The 16,003-nt window shown below is 66.3% G+C and carries 15 protein-coding genes; 7 read left to right on the top strand and 8 right to left on the bottom strand.

The window, feature by feature from the left end:
* Positions 1–10: 10 nt before the first annotated feature.
* The gene (doeB, locus tag H7X47_RS14120; RefSeq protein ID WP_193369314.1) at positions 11–1,006 is read left to right on the top strand and encodes a N(2)-acetyl-L-2,4-diaminobutanoate deacetylase DoeB; all 996 of its coding nucleotides are present in this window, start codon (positions 11–13) and stop codon (positions 1,004–1,006) included.
* A 60-nt stretch (positions 1,007–1,066) separates the two neighbouring features.
* Here the strand turns inward: doeB and H7X47_RS14115 are convergent, their stop codons facing one another.
* From H7X47_RS14115 to H7X47_RS14100, 4 genes are all read right to left on the bottom strand, one after another.
* Positions 1,067–2,089 carry a Hint domain-containing protein gene (locus H7X47_RS14115; protein WP_193369313.1) on the bottom strand — a complete coding sequence of 341 codons (1,023 nt, stop codon included), beginning with the start codon at positions 2,087–2,089 and terminating at the stop codon, positions 1,067–1,069.
* Between the two features lie 102 nt (positions 2,090–2,191).
* Positions 2,192–2,863 carry a Fe2+-dependent dioxygenase gene (locus tag H7X47_RS14110; RefSeq protein ID WP_193369312.1) on the bottom strand — a complete coding sequence of 224 codons (672 nt, stop codon included), beginning with the start codon at positions 2,861–2,863 and terminating at the stop codon, positions 2,192–2,194.
* Positions 2,864–2,873: 10 nt separating this feature from the next.
* On the bottom strand, positions 2,874–3,260 hold the full coding sequence (locus tag H7X47_RS14105) for an RT0821/Lpp0805 family surface protein (protein WP_193369311.1): 387 nt from the start codon (positions 3,258–3,260) through the stop codon (positions 2,874–2,876).
* On the bottom strand, positions 3,260–4,147 hold the full coding sequence (locus H7X47_RS14100) for a Hint domain-containing protein (protein WP_193369310.1): 888 nt from the start codon (positions 4,145–4,147) through the stop codon (positions 3,260–3,262). Before H7X47_RS14100 ends, H7X47_RS14105 begins: the two co-directional genes overlap by 1 nt.
* Before the next feature lie 295 nt (positions 4,148–4,442).
* Here H7X47_RS14100 and H7X47_RS14095 point away from each other — a divergent pair, with 295 nt between their 5' ends.
* Positions 4,443–4,970, top strand: a complete 528-nt coding sequence (locus H7X47_RS14095; protein ID WP_193369309.1) for an RNA polymerase sigma factor — start codon at positions 4,443–4,445, stop codon at positions 4,968–4,970.
* Positions 4,967–5,611 (top strand): RT0821/Lpp0805 family surface protein, encoded by a 645-nt coding sequence (locus H7X47_RS14090; protein ID WP_193369308.1) that lies wholly within the window; start codon positions 4,967–4,969, stop codon positions 5,609–5,611. Before H7X47_RS14095 ends, H7X47_RS14090 begins: the two co-directional genes overlap by 4 nt.
* 6 nt (positions 5,612–5,617) lie before the next feature.
* Here H7X47_RS14090 and H7X47_RS14085 read toward each other — a convergent pair whose 3' ends face one another.
* The 4 genes from H7X47_RS14085 to H7X47_RS14070 form a co-directional block, all read right to left on the bottom strand.
* Positions 5,618–6,883 (bottom strand): cation:proton antiporter, encoded by a 1,266-nt coding sequence (locus tag H7X47_RS14085; RefSeq protein WP_319633609.1) that lies wholly within the window; start codon positions 6,881–6,883, stop codon positions 5,618–5,620.
* An 86-nt stretch (positions 6,884–6,969) separates the two neighbouring features.
* A complete protein-coding gene (locus H7X47_RS14080) occupies positions 6,970–8,766 on the bottom strand; it encodes a B12-binding domain-containing radical SAM protein (RefSeq protein WP_193369307.1) in 1,797 nt (598 codons plus the stop codon).
* A gap of 184 nt (positions 8,767–8,950) precedes the next feature.
* The gene (locus H7X47_RS14075; RefSeq protein ID WP_193369306.1) at positions 8,951–9,373 is read right to left on the bottom strand and encodes a DUF4399 domain-containing protein; all 423 of its coding nucleotides are present in this window, start codon (positions 9,371–9,373) and stop codon (positions 8,951–8,953) included.
* Between the two features lie 127 nt (positions 9,374–9,500).
* The gene (locus tag H7X47_RS14070; protein WP_193369305.1) at positions 9,501–10,364 is read right to left on the bottom strand and encodes a nitrilase-related carbon-nitrogen hydrolase; all 864 of its coding nucleotides are present in this window, start codon (positions 10,362–10,364) and stop codon (positions 9,501–9,503) included.
* Between the two features lie 354 nt (positions 10,365–10,718).
* Between H7X47_RS14070 and hydA the strand changes: the two genes are divergently transcribed.
* The 4 genes from hydA to H7X47_RS14050 all read left to right on the top strand — a co-directional run bounded on the left by hydA (position 10,719) and on the right by H7X47_RS14050 (position 16,002).
* Positions 10,719–12,161 carry a dihydropyrimidinase gene (hydA, locus tag H7X47_RS14065; protein WP_193369304.1) on the top strand — a complete coding sequence of 481 codons (1,443 nt, stop codon included), beginning with the start codon at positions 10,719–10,721 and terminating at the stop codon, positions 12,159–12,161.
* 39 nt (positions 12,162–12,200) lie between these two features.
* Entirely contained in the window at positions 12,201–13,256 is a 1,056-nt protein-coding gene (locus H7X47_RS14060) for a BMP family protein (RefSeq protein WP_193369303.1), read from the top strand.
* A gap of 126 nt (positions 13,257–13,382) precedes the next feature.
* Complete coding sequence (locus H7X47_RS14055) at positions 13,383–14,963, top strand: ABC transporter ATP-binding protein (RefSeq protein ID WP_193369302.1); 1,581 nt, start codon at positions 13,383–13,385, stop codon at positions 14,961–14,963.
* Positions 14,953–16,002 (top strand): ABC transporter permease, encoded by a 1,050-nt coding sequence (locus H7X47_RS14050; protein ID WP_193369301.1) that lies wholly within the window; start codon positions 14,953–14,955, stop codon positions 16,000–16,002. Before H7X47_RS14055 ends, H7X47_RS14050 begins: the two co-directional genes overlap by 11 nt.
* The last annotated feature ends 1 nt before the right edge of the window (position 16,003 follow it).

The raw sequence follows: 16,003 nt of genomic DNA, 5'->3' as shown, positions 1-16,003 counted from the left end.
AGGGTTCTTCATGGCCATCAATCCGATTTCCTGTTCCCTCGACTTCGACCAAGACGGCGTCCAGCACGGGCATCTGAAGCTGCCCTACTCGCGCGACGATTCCGCCTGGGGCGCCATTCTCATCCCCATCACCGTCATCAAGAACGGCGACGGCCCGACGGCGCTCTTCACCGGCGGCAATCACGGTGACGAGTACGAAGGTCCCGTTGCGCTGCTGGACATGGCGTTGAATCTGGAACCATCGGAAATCTCCGGCCGGGTGATCCTGCTGCCGATGATGAACTACCCGGCGGTGCGCGGTGGCCGGCGCACCTCGCCGATCGACGGCGGCAACCTCAACCGTCTGTTCCCCGGCAAGCCCGACGGCACCATCACCCAAAAGATCGCCGACTACGTCACCACGACCCTGCTGCCTCTGGCCGATGTCATCGCCGACCTCCACTCCGGCGGTAAGACGCTGGAGTTCGTTCCCTACGCGGCCAGCCACCGCCTGCCGCAGGACCCGGCACTGGAAGCGCGCTGCACGGCGGCCATGCAGGCCTTCAATGCGCCCTACTCGATGATCATGCTGGAACTGGACGCGGTCGGAATGCTGGACACGGAAGCCGAGGCCCGCGGCAAGATCTTCGTCACCACCGAGTTGGGCGGCGGCGGAAGCACCACGCCCCAGACCGTGGCCGTGGCCAAACGGGGCCTGCGCAACATCCTGCAGCACGTCGGCATCCTGCCGGGCAAGGTGGCGATGAAAGAGAGCTTTCAGCTCGACATGCCCGACGAGCGCTGCTTCGTCACCTCCGAGCATGCGGGCATGCTGGAATTCATGGTGGAATTGGGGGCAAGCGTCCGCGAGGGCGACATCATCGCACGGGTCTACGACCTGGACCGCAGCGGCTGGCGCCCGGTCGAATATACGGCCTATCGCGATGGTGTTGTGGCCGGGCGGCACTACCCCGGCCTGGTCCAGAGCGGCGACACCCTGGCGGTCATTGCCGTCCCGCAGAACTGAACCGCCGGCAAGCGAAAAGAGCCGTGGGGCAGCCCCCACGGCTCTTCGCTACGACGGTGCCTATTGCCAACCGTTATCGATGGCCGAGGCTTCCTGATCCGCCGGCAGGGAATCGCCCTCGCCTTCGATCTCCTCTTCGTTGAAGAAGTCGTCGGCCCCGCGGCCACGCCCACGGCCCCGATGGTCGTCGCCTTCCTCTTCGAGCTCACCCAACTCGCCTTCTTCGCCGTGCTCGCCATGCTCGCCAGCAAGGTCGTCGCCACCACGGCCCCGGCCACGCCCGCGGCCACGGCCCCGGCCGTGATGATCGTCGTCGTCGCTCTCGGCTGATTCACCGCCCTCGCCGTGGTCGTCGTCGCCCCGCTCGCCGCCCCGGTCGCCGCCCCGGTCGTGACCACCACGGTCGTCGCCGCCGCGATCGCCACCACCACCACCGCCACCACCGCCGGACTCGCCGCCCTTGTTGTGAACGACATAGCCGCCGGCGATATAGGTGTGATCGCCGTCGAGCAGCAGGTTATAGACGCGAAGCTGCGGGTCGGCATCGACGCTGTCGATCCGTTCCAGGGGCAACAGGCTGGTCTCCAGTTCGAGCGCCAGAGCGAGGTTGCCGAACGCGCCGCCGCGCTGCGGCATCGCCACGGTCACGAGGTCACCACGGCTCAGGCTCGCCACTCTCAGCGCCGGGTTCTCCTCCGCCGTCGCGGCCGGGTCGAGGGACTTCCAGCCCGCCGGCGTCAGGAAGGGATGTTCCGCCGTCACGAAGGCCGCACCGCCGTTGAAGGCATAGAGCTTGCGCCCGGCCAGCCGTGGCCGTTCCACCGCCACCACGCGGTTCACCTGCCCGCGACCGCTCATGACACGGTCGCCGGCCTTGATATCGCAGATGCGCTTCTCACTGCCGTCGGCCATGAGCACGAGAGTCTCTGCCGTGAAGCAGCTCTTCGCCTCGGCCGTCTGCAGGGCCACGTCCGGTCCCTGCCAATCGACCGAGACGGTCAGAGGCGCCGCCGCGAGGGCGAGGCCGAGGATACTGGTGCTGGCCAGAAGCCGAAAATGCCCGGTGCTTTTCTTCGCAGACATTTGGTATCTCCCATCCATAAGAGTGCTGATACTTGGACAACACTTCATGCCGGGAAAACGATCCCGCGCCAGGAGATTTTTTTATTTTGGATTTAGTTCAAATTACAGATCGGACCACATGCGAAGCAGGTTCGCATAGATCTTGAACGCGATATCCGTCTCCTCGGCATCCGGCTCGGCGTTCATGAGGCGCCGGCGCACCTTGTCGACGTCGTAAAGAACCTCGCGCCGCGCGGGATCGGCGATATAGCTCTGCACCCAGGTGACCGCCGCCAGCCGCTCGCCCCTGGTCACCGGCTTTACCCTGTGCAACGTGCTGGAGGGATAGACCACCGCCGAGCCCGCCGGGAGCTTCACTTCCTGCGGTCCATAGGGGCTGGCCATCTCCAGCTCCCCGCCATCGTAGTCATCGGGACTGCTGAGAAAGACGGTGACCGAGAGATCGCTGCGCACCTTCTCGCCGCGGCCCATGAGCGCGTCATCGACGTGCAGACCGTAGTCCATCCCCGGGAGGTAGCGGCTGAACAGCGGACGGTGAAGGGATTTGGGCAGAGCGACCCGCTGGAATTCCGCATTTGCCATCAGGGCATCGACCACCATCTTGTCGATGACCTTGCGGCTGGCGTCAGTGTGGCTCAGCTGCTCGTTATGCTTGACCCGCTTGGCGCGGAAGCCGGCGGTTTTCTGACCATCGACGAACTCGCCTTCCGCCACGGCCTTTCTGATCTTCTTCAGGGCAGGCCAGTCCAGTACCCCGTCGATTGTCGCAAGCATGCACCCTACCTTATGACCTTATCGGCTTCCACAAGCCGTCATCGTCCCTGCAGGCCGTGCGTTGCCGGCGGGCCCGTCCGTCAGGGCCCGCATCTACCACTTCCACGTATTCCCGGCAATAGAAGCCGGCGGAGCTGCGATAGGTGCGCAGCGGCGTGATCTCGCCGCGGCTGCCGTCCTCGACATAGCTCCATGACAAGGTGGTCCGGCTGCGTACCGTCTCCAGCGCCTCCTGGACCGTGTTGCGGGCCAGCACCTCGGCCCGCGGCGCCAGGGCGTTGTAGACCGGGTCGCCACGCTCCGGCGCCGGAGACTGGGCGCAGGCGCCCAGCAGGAGAAACATGACACTGCCCGCCGTGGAAGGCAGCGCCAGGTTCAGCTTGCCGCGCGCAGCCATCACTTCCACCCCCGACCGATCAAATCCGCTTCTTCGGCGGGAGAGAGGTCCCGATCCGCGCGTCCTGGATCGCCAGGGAAGAAGTCGTCGTCGCCGCGCTCGCCGCTTTCGCCGGCGTCGTCGTCATCGTCGTCATCATCATCGCCGGACTCGCCGCCTTCGCCGCTTTCCCCGGACTCGCCGCTCTCGCCGCTCTCGCCGGACTCACCGCCACCGCCGCCGCTTCCGCTGTTGCCGCCGCTTTCTCCACCACCACCTTCGCCGCCGCCGCCATCATCGCCACCGCCATCGTCGCCCCCCTTGTTGTGGACGACAAAGCCGTCGGCGATGTAGCTGTGATCACCGTCGAGCAGCAGGTTATAGACCGTGGTCTCGGGATCGGCGGCACAGGCGCTCATGGACTTGAGGGGCATCAGCCAGAACTCGATCTCGCGATCCCGCGCCAGGTTGTCGCCGCCGCCCTGCGGCACCGCCGGCCGCGCCATGGTCAGCAGGTCGCCGGTCATCAGGGCCGCCACCTGGAGCGCGGCGTTCTCGCGCGCCGTCGCCGCCGGGTCGACGGCCTTCCAGCCGGCCATGGTCAGGAAGGGGTGTTCGGCGGTGACGAAGGCGCGGCCACCGTTGAAGGCGTAAAGCCGCCGGGTGCCCAGCCTTGGTGCCTCGACGGTCACCACCCGATTGACGCCGCCGCGCCCACCGCGCACCAGGTCACCGGGCCGCACCGCCTCGATCGGGCGTTCGCTGCCGTCGGCCATCAGCACCTTGGTGCCGGCAACGAAGCAGGAACTCCCCGATTCCGCAAAGCTCAGGGACGCGCCGCCGATCTCCGGGTCCAGCACGATCGGTGCGGCGGTCAGCGTCAGGGCAACGATGCTGGTGGTGGCCATTAGGCGGGTCAAAATGACCCTGTTCCGGCGTTTCATCGCAATAGGTCCCTCGATCGACAGTGGGCCGGGCCTCCATTGGAAAGCCCGGAATACTTTAACAACCCTCAAGATTGTCTTTTCATCCGGATTCCGTCCATCATCGAAAGAAAATACGTTCCACAACGCAATTCTACCCGATTCGGCCGGATGGAACCGCCCGCCCAGGTGTTGTCAGAGCGTTGGGGAGCAGCATCGCGCGTTCGTCGCGCACTGCTGGCGGAGGGAACAACGCTTGGACGAGGGCATCCGTAAGGAAATGATCGCCGTCTTACCGCAGCTGCGACGTTTCGCCTATGGGTTGACCGGATCGATCCCCGATGGGGACGATCTGGTTCAGGCGACCTGTGAGCGGGCGATCGCCAATCTCGACAAGTGGGAGATCGGCACCCGGCTGGACAGCTGGATGTACCGGATCGCCCAGAACCTGCACCGCAACGCCCTGCGGGACAGCGCCTCACGCGCTCGCAAGCTGCAGGCCCTGGGCGACGAGTTGGAACACAGCAGCGACGGCCGGCGCGACCAGGAAAACCGCGCCACCCTGCAGGCCGTCCGCCACTTCGTCGAGCGCCTGCCCGAGGACCAGCGGACGATCATGCTGCTGGTCTGCGTGGAAGGCCGCTCCTACAAGGACGTCGCCGCGATCACCGGCCTGCCCGTCGGCACCGTGACCAGCCGCCTGGGCCGGGCGAGAGCGGCCTTGCGTGAACATCTGTCCGAAGGTCCCCCCGCTGCCGGGGAGGAGGCGCCGCAACCGGACACTCGATTGGAAGGAGGCGTGGGATGACCAAGCGTCTCGACCCTGAAAGCATCGCCGCCTATGTCGACGGTCAGTTGGAGCCAGAAGCCATGGCTGGAATTGCGGAACACCTGATGCAGGACCCCGAGGCCCTGGCCCGGGTCCGCGCCCTGCACGGCGACTGCGCCCTGCTCCGCGCCGCCTACCAGGAGGCTGCCGAGGCGCCGCCGCCGCCGGAACTGCTCGCCGCCATCGACCGCGGCTTCGCCGAACGGGCACAGCGCAGCCGCAGGGCCGGTCCCTCCCCGCGCTTCGCCCTGGCCGCCGCCATCGCGCTGGCCGTGGTCGGTACGCTGGCCGGCTACCTGGCCGGGGAATACCGGCTGCGCAGCGAGCTGGAGGTGATCGCCGCCCGCCAGGCGGAAGACCAGCGTATTCTCGCCGCCGCGATCGAACGGGCCCTGGAGCACACGGCCTCCGGCGAGCCGGTGGCCTGGCAAAACCCCGACAGCGGCAGCTATGGGCAGGTGATCCCGGTGCGCACCTACCGCAGCAAGTCGGATCACTGGTGCCGGGAATACCTGGCTTCCAAGGTGGCCAACGACATAGAGCAGAAGACCCGCGCCATCGCCTGCCGCGCCGGCGACGGCGACTGGGTGAAGGTCGAGGAACTGTATCACGAGAGCTAGGCTCCCCTAGCTCTCCTCCTGTCCCCGCAATGACCGCTTCACCACGGCCTTGAAGGTCAGGCCCTGAACGATGATCGAGAAGATCACCACCGCGTAGGTGATGGCGAGGATCGGCGCCTTTTCCGGGCCTTCCGGCAGGGAGAGCGCCAGGGCGACGGAGATGCCCCCGCGCAGGCCGCCCCAGACCAGCACGGGGATGGCGCCCTTGGTGAAGGTCTGACGCAGCGACAGCAGGCTGAGCGGGATCGACACGCCGAAGAAGCGCGCCAGCAGGACGATGGGAATCGCCAGCAGCGCCGCCTCGGCGGAGATCAGATCGACCCGCACCACCAGAACCTCCAGGCCGATCAACAGGAACAGCATCGAGTTCAGGATCTCGTCCAGCAACTCCCAGAAATTCAGCAGGTGCTCCCTGGTCTTCTCGCTCATGGCGTAGGCGACGCCGTGGTTGCCGATGAAGATGCCCGCCACCACGACCGCGATAGGTCCGCTGACGTGAATAACCTGGGCCAGAGCATAGGTCACGGTCACCAGGGCCAGGGTGATCATGATCTCCAGGTTATGCTCGTCCAGGCTGGCCAGGGCGCGGTAGGCGATGTAGCCGGCGATCGCACCCAGCAGGGCCCCGCCCCCGGCCTCCTGGGCGAAGAGGCGCGCCACCTCCAGGGGGCCGACCTCGGCGTGCGCCCCGCCGGCGGCGATGGCGACGACAATGAGGAAGACCACCACGCCGACGCCGTCGTTGAAGAGCGATTCCCCGGCGATCTTGGCCTCCACCGAGGCCGGCACCTTGATGGTCTTGAGGACGCCCAGCACCGCGACCGGGTCGGTCGGGCTGATCAGCGCCCCGAAGGCCAGGGCCCAGATGAAGGGGATATCCAGGCCCAGCAGGCCGAAGACCAGCCAGGAGAGGGTTCCCACGACGAAGGTGGAGATCAGCACCCCCAGGGTCGCCATGGCGCTGATGGCCGCGAGCCGGCTGCGCAGGGCCGTGAGGTCGACGTGGAGCGCCCCGGCGAAGAGCAGGAAGCTCAGCATGCCCTTCAGCAGGGTGTCGTCGAAGTCGACCTGGCGCAGGGCGGCGGTCACCGGCCCGTCGACGTCGGTCGCCGGGAAGGCCAGCTCGAAGGCCACCAGGGCCAGGGCCGCGCCCAGGGCGATCACCATCAGGCCGATGCTGTGCGGCAGGCCCAGGAGCTTGTGGTTGATGTAGCCGAAGAGCGCGACCAGCCCGAAGAGGATCGCGATAAGCTCGAAGATCGACAGCGCCACGCCGCCCCCCTTAGCTGTTGCTCAGAGGGTTCTTATCCGTTTTGCCGCGGCGCGGCAATGCATCGGGGAGGGGCTGGAAAAGAAAGCTACTCCGCCGCGTCGACCGCCTGCTTGGTGTGCTTCTCGCGCGCCTCGGTCTCCTTGTGGGCCTTGGCGACCGCGGCCTGGGCCGCCTCGGTGTGGGCGAACATCTCCAACTCCTCGTCCTCGCCGTGGTCGGTGACCGGCGTCAGGGCCAGATCGCTATAGCTCCGAGTCGCCGGATCGCGCTTGATCTGCTGGCACCTGAGCCAGAGCCGGAGGGCGAACCAGGCGAAGGGGCCGTAGGTCGTGACCATCTCCCACAACCGGCGCGGATAGAAGACGAAGGGCGATTCCAACGGCAGGCCGGCACGGCGCTGGCCGCGCACCTTGCGGCGGAAGTAGCCGCCCTGCAGCGGGTGGACCTTCTCGTAGCGGATGCAGCCGGCAAACTGCAGGGCATGCGCCCAGATGCGTTCCGGCTTGTTGCCGCTGACCACCATACGCCGCATCAGCGTGTCCAGGTGCTCCTCCGAGTAATAGAGCTCCCAGGCTTTGTTGTAGATGCCCTGCCACTCCTCCTTCGACATCAGCGAGTGCCCCGTGCAGACGTGCTCCAGGTCATAGATGTTCATGTCGGGGTCCATGGGGACGCCCTTCAGGTAGAGGTTCTTATGGTCCTCGGAGCCCGGCAGCGGCGTCAGGCAGAAGAACTCCAGGATATCGATGGGCAGTTCCTTCTTAATCACCTCGATGTCGTGGACGATCTTCTCCGGCGTGTCGGCCGGGAAGCCCAGGATGTAGCCGGCGTAGGTCAGGATCTGCTGCTCGCGCCAGGCCTGCAGCATCGCCCGGTATTCGGTGATGCGGTTCTGGCGCTTCTTGGCCGCCATCAGGTTGTCGGGGTTGATGTTCTCCAGGCCGATGAAGACCCGCGCCACCCCGGCCCGCTTGGCCTTGGGGATGAAGTTCTTGATCTTGTGGCAGAGGGTATCGACCTGGATGATGATGGAGAACGGCAGGCCGGTCTCCTCGCGCAGGTCGCCCAGGCGGTCAAAGATCGCTTCCCAGTTCTTGTTGCGGGCAAAGTTGTCGTCGGTGATGAAGAAGCGGCAGATGCCCTGCTTGATGTTGGCGCGCACCAGGCGCTCCACGTCGTCGGCCTCGCGGAAGCGCGACTTGCGGCCCTGCACGTTGATGATGGTGCAGAAGGAGCACTGAAAGGGGCAGCCGCGTCCGGCGTCGAAGCAGGCCACCGAGCCGCCGTAGCGCCGCACCATGCTCTCCGGCAGATAGGGCGTCGGCTGGCCGTCCATGCCCGGCAGATCGTTCATGTAGTTGTAAATCGGCTTCAACTCGCCCTTCAGGGCATCGAGATAGAACTCGTGCAGCCGCCCCTCGCCCTCGCCGGCATAGAGCGTGATGCCCAGGTCGAGGGCTTCCTGCAGGTCCGGCGGCAACTCGGGCAGCATGGCGATGCAGCCGCTGGCGTGGAAGCCGCCGATGGCGACCTGCAGGCCTTCGGCGCGGAACTGGCGCGCGATGTCGAGGGCGCGGGGGAACTGGTTCGACTGGACACCGACGAGGCAGACCACGCCCGTCGTGTCCGGCGCCTTCAGGCGCTCGGTGATCTCCTGGATCGGAATGATGGTGTTGGTCTCGTCGTAGCCGTTGAGGACCACTTCGACGTCGTCGCCCAGCAGCTTGCGGTCGATCACGTCCAGCGTGATGCCGTAAAGGCTGGACAGGGTGTTGGACGGAACCCAGGCCTTGGCCCACTGGATGACGTAGCCGTCGTCGTCATAGTGCGACGGCTTGATCAGCTCGATGACAAATTGCTTCTTCCGGCCGTCGGTAGTCATTAGGCCCCCCAAGCCAGGCAACAATTACGAAAACTAACGCAATTCGCTTAGCAAACCTAGGGATAAGGGTCAAACGGCCGCCCCGGCTGAGCGAATCGATGCCGAATCGGGGCTGCAGCGCCCTTGCCGACGAAAATTGCCGGAAAGCGGCCCTCTGGAGGCGGTAGAGGGCCGCTCCCGGGGTCTATTTGACGGTGACGGTGATCTGCTTCGACATCACCGGCGGATTATGCGGGATGTGGCTCCAGTCCCCCAGCACCAGCTGCAGGGTATGGCTGCCCGGCGCCAGTTCGATGCTGGCTTCCGTCTGGCCGCCGCCGAAGTGCTTGTGGTGGTCGTCAGCCGGGATCGGCTCGTTCAGGGCATCCCCGCTGGGCGTCGCGGTATCGATCAGCAGGTGATGGTGCCCGGTCTTATCCTTCTCGGTGCCGGCCGGGGCGACGCCCATGCCCTTCAGACCGAAGCGCATTGTGACCGGCGAGCTGACCGTGGCACCGTCCTGTGGCGAGATGAAATAAAGCGCGGCGCCCGCCGGCGCCGGGGTCTCGCCGGCCAGGGCCGGTCCGGCAAACAGGGCCAGCGCGGCCGCCAGGATCATGCTGCGCATTCTTCACGTACTCCCATGTGGTAAATTGCACTGCTGCCCGACCTAGCACGGCAGCTACGAAGGGCAAGCAATGCATAGCGGGCGGACTGAAAGGAAGTGCGGAAATGGGTACTTCCCCGCCCTGTCCCTAAATCTCCGTCAGCGGCCCGTAGGCCTCCGGCCGGCGGTCGCGGAAGAACTGCCAGAGATTGCGCACCTCGCGCACCTTGTCCATGTCCATATCGGCGGTGACCAGCTCGTCCTGGTCCTCGCTGGCCTCAACCAGGAACTCGCCGCGCGGGTCGACCACGTAGCTGGAGCCGTAGAATTTGCCGATGTTCCAGGGCGCCTCGGTGCCGACGCGATTTACCGCGCCGATGTAGCAGCCGTTGGCGACGGCCGAGGCCGGCTGCTCCAGCTTCCAGAGATACTGGCTGAGGCCCGCCACGGTGGCCGAGGGATTGACGATGTATTCGGCCCCCGCCAGCGCAAGCGCGCGCCAGCCCTCCGGGAAGTGGCGGTCGTAGCAGATGTAGACGCCCAGCTTGCAGTAGGCGGTCTGGAACATCGGCCAACCGGAGTTGCCGGGCTTGAAGAAGAATTTCTCGTAGAAGCCGGCGACCTGGGGAATGTGGGTCTTGCGGTACTTGCCCAGGTAGCTGCCGTCGGCGTCGATCACCGCGCAGGTGTTGTAGTAGACGCCGGTGATGTCCTCCTCGTAGATCGGCACCACGATGACCATGGAGTGCTTCTTGGCGTACTCCTGCATCAGCTTCACCGTCGGGCCGTCGGGGATCTTCTCCGCCGCGCCGTACCACTTTGCGTCCTGGCTGGGGCAGAAGTAGGGCTGGTTGAAGACCTCCTGCAGGCACAGCACCTGCACGCCCTTCTTGCCGGCCTCGTCGATCAGCGGCAGGTGCGCCTCGTTCATCTTGTCGCGGATCGCTTCCGGCGTGTCGCTGGTATCCGCCTTCAAGGCCATCTGAATGAGGCCCGCCCTCACCGTCGCCATCTCCTGGTCTCCCCTATTGCTTTCGGCGCCTGTCGCGTCCCTGATCTCCTGGCGGCGCTGTCCGCGTCGCATCGCCGGAAGATTTGACCATTTGGTCAGGTTCTCTGGCAAGGGCTTCTTGCGGTCGAGGTCGTTCGTTCGCGTGTAACCAATGGCGGAAAAGGGCTTCGCCGCTGAAAAGCGGACTCGCATCGCCCCGCGACTTCGTGCAAAATTGACCAAACGGACAAGTTTCTGAGAGGCCGTCGAACGGCCCGGGCTTGCCGGCAGGGACAAAGGCGGCGCCGCGCACAACGTGCACCTGGGGCGCCGCTCGTGGCGAAAAGAAACAGGGACTTAGGAGGGACATCCACCATGGCCATCTTGATCCGGGGCGGCACGGTCGTCACCGCCGACCATTCCTATCGGGCCGACGTGCTGACGCAGGACGACAAGATCGTGGCCATCGGCGAGTCCCTGGAAGCCCCCGGCGACGCGGAGGTGATCGACGCCGGCGGCGCCTACGTGCTGCCCGGCGGCATCGACCCGCACACCCATATGGAGTTGCCCTTCATGGGCACCGTGGCCTCGGAGGATTTCTTCTCCGGCACCACCGCGGGCATGGTCGGCGGCACCACCATGATCATCGACTTCGTGATCCCCAGCCCCAAGCAGGACGTCATGGAGGCCTACCACACCTGGCGCGGCTGGGCGGAGAAGGCCGCCGGCGACTATTCCTTCCACGTCGCCATCACATGGTGGGACGAGACCGTGAAGGAGGCCATGAAGACCCTCACGACCGAACACGGCGTGAACTCCTTCAAGCACTTCATGGCCTACAAGGGCGCCATCATGGCCGACGACGAGGTGCTGGTGAACTCCTTCAGCCGCGCGCGCGAGCTGGGCGCCATCTGCACTGTCCACGCCGAGAACGGCGAGCTGGTCTTCCACCTGCAGAACGAGATCCTGAAGCTCGGCATCACCGGGCCGGAGGGGCATCCCCTCTCCCGCCCGCCGGAGGTCGAGGGCGAGGCCGCCAACCGCGCCATCCGCGTCGCCCAGGTGCTCGACGTGCCGCTCTACATCGTTCACAACTCCTGCAAGGAGTCCCTGCAGGCCATCACCCGGGCCCGCAACGAGGGGCAGCGGGTCTACGGCGAAGTGCTGGCCGGCCACCTGCTGGTCAACGACGAGGTCTACCGCGACCCGGACTGGGACACCGCGGCGGCCCACGTCATGAGCCCGCCCTTCCGCCCCAAGGAGCACCAGGAGGCGCTGTGGCGCGGGCTGCAGGCCGGCATGCTGCAGACCACGGCCACCGACCACTGCTGCTTCTGCGCCCCGCAGAAGCGCATGGGCCACAACAACTTCACGCAGATTCCCAACGGCACCGGCGGGGTCGAGGACCGCATGCACGTCCTCTGGCACCACGGCGTCAACTCCGGGCGACTGACGATGAACGAGTTCGTCGCCATCACCTCCACCAACGCGGCCAAGATCTTCAATATCTACCCGCGCAAGGGCTCGATCTCCATCGGCGCCGACGCCGACATCGCGATCTGGGACCCGGAGAAAGAGCGCACGATCTCCAAGGACACGCACCATCAGAACGTGGATTACAACATCTTCGAGGGAATGACCGTCAAGGGCATCAACACCGTTACGATCAGCCAGGGCAAGGTGGTCTATCAGGATGGCGACATCCGCACCGAACGCGGTGCCGGGCGCTACGTCGACCGTCCGACCTTCGCACCCTACTACGAGGCCGTGAAGCGCCAGCGCGAGGCCAAGACACCGGTGGCGGTGGACCGCATGTAACGTACGACAACTCCAATAAATTAACGGGAGACAGGGGGCATGACATCTCTGAAACAGGGAAACGGTTGCGCGTTGCTCAAGAGCGCGTTCGGGCGGCGTAGCGCCGTGAAGGCTATCGGCCTGGCCTTCGCGGCCGTGGCCGCCTTCGGCCTCAGCGGCGAAAGCGCGCTGGCGCAGGAGAAGATCAAGGTCGCGGGCATCTACACCGTGCCGATCCAGCAGAAGTGGGTCGGCACCTTGCACCGCGCGCTGGCCGCCGCCGAGAAGCGCGGCGAGATCGAGTACAGTTTTTCCGAGAAGGTGCCGAACACCGACTACGTCCGCGTGATGCGCGAGTACGCGGAAGGCGGCGTCGACCTGATCGTCGGCGAGGCCTTCGGCATCAGCCGCGAGGCGCGCAAGGTGGCCGACGATTACCCCAAGATCGCCTTCCTGATGGGCGATCCGGGCGTCGAGCACGGCAGCAACTTTTCGGTCTTCGACAACTGGATCCACGAGCCCTGCTACCTGATGGGCGTGGTGGCCGGCACCATGACCAAGACCAACAAGATCGGCATGGTCGGCGGTTTCCCCATCGGCGAGGTCAACCGCCTGTTCCACGCCTTCATGGCCGGCGCCAAGTCGGTAAACCCCGATGTGGAGTTCAAGATCTCCTTCATCGGCTCCTGGTACGACCCGCCGAAGGCCAAGGAATTCGCCTTCGCCCAGGTGGAATCCGGCGTCGACGTGCTCTATGCCGAGCGCGCGGGCGTGGTCGACGCGGCCCGCGAGAAGGGCATCATCGCCTTCGGCAACGTCAACGACATGAACAAGCTGGAGAACGGAACCGACGTGGTGGTCGCCTCCGCCCTGTGGCACATGGAGCCGGCCATCAACTACGCCATCGAGCAGGTCAAGGCGGGCACCTTCAAGGCCGAGAACTACAAGGAATGGACGATGATGAAGGCCGGCGGCGCCTCCCTCTCGCCCTTCTACGAGTTCGAGGGCAAGGTCCCGGCGGAAACCAAGGCCAAGATCGACGCCCTGGCCGCCAAGATCAAAGCGGGCGACATGGTCGTCGAGATCAACGACGAGGAGCCCAAGTCGACTTTCTAGGTTGAGGTTCAGAGGGCGGACAAATCAAAAACGGGGCGGCGGCGAGAAATCGTCACCGCCCCGTGCCGCTTGCGCTATGATCGGGCGGCAATCGCCCCGGAGCCCCGGGGCCAGGGGGAACTGGCAATGCCAGAGGTCAAAGACACCGCGCCGCAAGGCGCCGGCGCCCAGCCGGTATTGCGCCTGAGCGGCATTACCAAGCGCTTTGGCGGGCTGACCGCCAACGACGCCATCTCGCTGGACCTGAAGTCCGGCGAGATCCTGGCCCTGCTGGGTGAGAACGGCGCCGGCAAAACCACCCTGATGTCCATCCTCTTCGGCCACTACGTCGCCGACGAAGGCCATATCGAGGCCTTCGGCAAGCGCTTGTCCGCCGGCTCGCCCAAGGCCGCGATCGCCGCCGGCATCGGCATGGTCCACCAGCACTTCACCCTGGGCGAGAACCTGACCGTGCTGGACAACATTGTCCTCGGCACCGAGCCCCTCCTCGCGCCGCGCCGGAATACCGCCAAGGCGCGCCGGCGCATCGCAGAGCTGGCCGAGCACTTTGGCCTCAGCGTCGACCCCAAGCGCCTGGTGCGCGACCTCTCGGTGGGCGAGCGCCAGCGGGTGGAGATCCTGAAGGCGCTCTACCGCGGCGCCCGTGTCCTCATCCTCGACGAGCCGACCGCCGTGCTGGCCCCTCAGGAGGTCGAGACCCTCTTCACCACCTTGAAGACCATGGTGGCCGAGGGGCTCTCCATCATCTTCATTTCCCACAAGCTGAACGAAGTGATGGCCGTGGCCGACCGGGTAGCGGTGCTGCGCCTGGGCAAGCTGGTGGGCGACTTCCCCATCGCCGAGACCAGCAAGGAGGCCCTGGCCGAGGCCATGGTGGGCCACGCCATTGAGATGCCGGAGCGCAAACCGCAGCCCCTGGGGCCCGTGGTGCTGCAGCTGGCCGGCGTGACGCTGCGCAACGAGCAGGGCAAGGCGCTGCTGGACGAGCTGCACCTGCTGCTCTGCGGGCGCGAGATCCTGGGCATCGCCGGGGTTTCCGGCAACGGCCAGGGGGCGCTGGCCGCGCTCATCTCCGGCCTCGCCCTGCCCGACGAGGGCGCCTTCGAGATCTTGGGCCAGCCGGTCAAGGAGACCTCGCCGCTGGCCATGCAGGAGCACGGCGTCGGACGCATCCCGGAAGACCGCCACGCCACCGGCGTCATCGGCGACCTCAGCGTCGAGGAGAACCTGATCCTGGAGGCCGCCGGCAGCCCGCGCTTCTGCAACCTGGGCTTCCTGAAAGGCGGCGTGATCCGCCGCAACGCCCGCGAGAAGATCGAGCGCTTCGACATCCGCGGCGCCGATCCCACCACCACCACCCGGGCGCTGTCGGGCGGCAACATGCAGAAGGTCATCCTGGCCCGCGTGCTGAGCGAGCAGCCCAAGGTCATCCTGGCCAACCAGCCGACCCGCGGCCTGGACGTCGGCGCCGCCGCCAAGGTGCAGGAGCTGCTGTTCGAGGCGCGCGCTGAGGGCGCCGGGATCCTGCTCATCTCCGAGGACCTGGAGGAACTGCTGCAGGTCTCCGACCGCATCGCCGTGCTCTACCAGGGCCGCCTCTCCACGCCGGTGGCGGTGGAGGAAGCCGACCTCAAAACCCTGGGACTGCTGATGTCCGGCCACGGCGAGTTCCAGCGGCAGAAAGGAGCACACGGCCATGCGGCTTGAGCCCCGGGCCCATGTCCCCTTCTGGCTGAACATCACCGCGCCGCTGGGCGCCGTCGTTCTGGCCTTCGCCTTCTGCGCCCTGCTGATCCTCTGGGCCGGGGCGCCGATCATTCCCGCCTACACGGCACTGGTGAAGGGGGCCTTCGGCTCGACCTTCGCCCTCACCGAGACCCTGACCCGCGCGGCGCCGCTGATCTTCACCGGCCTGGCCGCCGCCGTGGCCTTCCGCGCCAAGCTGTGGAACATCGGCGGCGAGGGGCAGCTCTATGCCGGCGCCCTGGCCGCCACCTACTTCGGCACCGGCCTCGTCACCCTGCCGCCCTACCTGATGATCCCCTTGCTCTTCCTGGTGGGCGCCGTCGCCGGGGGCCTGCTGCTGCTGGTCCCGGTGATTCTCAAGCTCAAATTGCGCGTCGACGAGGTGGTGACCACGCTGCTGCTGAACTTCGTGGTCCTGCTCTTCGCCAACTACCTGCTGTTCGGTCCCTGGAAGGACCCGCTCGCCATGGGCTGGCCCCAGGCCGCGCCGATCATCGACGAGGGCGTGCTCAGCCCCCTGGTGCCGCGCATGCGCCTGCACCAGGGCTTCATCTGGGCCATCGCCTTCGCGGTCTTCGCCTGGGCCTTCATCCGCTTCACCAAGTGGGGCTTCCAGATCCGCGCCGTCGGCTATAATCCCGAAGCGGCGGCCTTCGCCGGCATGCCGATCGGCGCCACGGTGCTGCGCACCGCCCTGCTCTCCGGCGGCCTCGCCGGCATGGCCGGGGTCTGCGAGCTGGCCGGCCTCAAGGGTTATCTCACCCTCGATATCTCGCCGGGCTTCGGCTACACCGGCATCGCCGTGGCCATGCTGGCGGGCCTGCATCCCCTGGGGGTCATCGCCTCGGCCATCTTCATCGCCGCCATCTACAACGGCGCCGACGCCATGAGCCGGGCCATGTCGATCTCCAACTACCTGGCCGACGTGCTGACCGCCACCGCCCTGCTGCTGGTGCTGGCGAGCGTGCTCTTCGTGCGCTTCCGGCCGCGCCTGCGTTAGG

Origin of the sequence: Pelagibius marinus, from assembly GCF_014925385.1 — a bacterium.
GTDB classification, from domain to species: Bacteria; Pseudomonadota; Alphaproteobacteria; order Kiloniellales; family Kiloniellaceae; genus Pelagibius; species Pelagibius marinus.
Note: the sequence above shows the minus strand (reverse complement) of the source record. Positions and strands in the feature narration are given on the sequence as shown.

Bases quoted from the DNA above. Each gene is read 5' to 3' on its own strand.
- doeB (WP_193369314.1), top strand. From the start codon at position 11: ATGGCCATCAATCCGATTTCCTGTTCCCTCGACTTCGACCAAGACGGC.
- H7X47_RS14090 (WP_193369308.1), top strand. From the start codon at position 4,967: ATGACCAAGCGTCTCGACCCTGAAAGCATCGCCGCCTATGTCGACGGT.
- H7X47_RS14055 (WP_193369302.1), top strand. From the start codon at position 13,383: ATGCCAGAGGTCAAAGACACCGCGCCGCAAGGCGCCGGCGCCCAGCCG.
- hydA (WP_193369304.1), top strand. From the start codon at position 10,719: ATGGCCATCTTGATCCGGGGCGGCACGGTCGTCACCGCCGACCATTCC.
- H7X47_RS14115 (WP_193369313.1), bottom strand. From the start codon at position 2,089: ATGTCTGCGAAGAAAAGCACCGGGCATTTTCGGCTTCTGGCCAGCACC.
- H7X47_RS14095 (WP_193369309.1), top strand. From the start codon at position 4,443: ATGATCGCCGTCTTACCGCAGCTGCGACGTTTCGCCTATGGGTTGACC.
- H7X47_RS14070 (WP_193369305.1), bottom strand. From the start codon at position 10,364: ATGGCGACGGTGAGGGCGGGCCTCATTCAGATGGCCTTGAAGGCGGAT.
- H7X47_RS14075 (WP_193369306.1), bottom strand. From the start codon at position 9,373: ATGCGCAGCATGATCCTGGCGGCCGCGCTGGCCCTGTTTGCCGGACCG.
- H7X47_RS14100 (WP_193369310.1), bottom strand. From the start codon at position 4,147: ATGGCCACCACCAGCATCGTTGCCCTGACGCTGACCGCCGCACCGATC.
- H7X47_RS14080 (WP_193369307.1), bottom strand. From the start codon at position 8,766: ATGACTACCGACGGCCGGAAGAAGCAATTTGTCATCGAGCTGATCAAG.
- H7X47_RS14050 (WP_193369301.1), top strand. From the start codon at position 14,953: ATGCGGCTTGAGCCCCGGGCCCATGTCCCCTTCTGGCTGAACATCACC.
- H7X47_RS14105 (WP_193369311.1), bottom strand. From the start codon at position 3,260: ATGGCTGCGCGCGGCAAGCTGAACCTGGCGCTGCCTTCCACGGCGGGC.
- H7X47_RS14060 (WP_193369303.1), top strand. From the start codon at position 12,201: ATGACATCTCTGAAACAGGGAAACGGTTGCGCGTTGCTCAAGAGCGCG.
- H7X47_RS14110 (WP_193369312.1), bottom strand. From the start codon at position 2,863: ATGCTTGCGACAATCGACGGGGTACTGGACTGGCCTGCCCTGAAGAAG.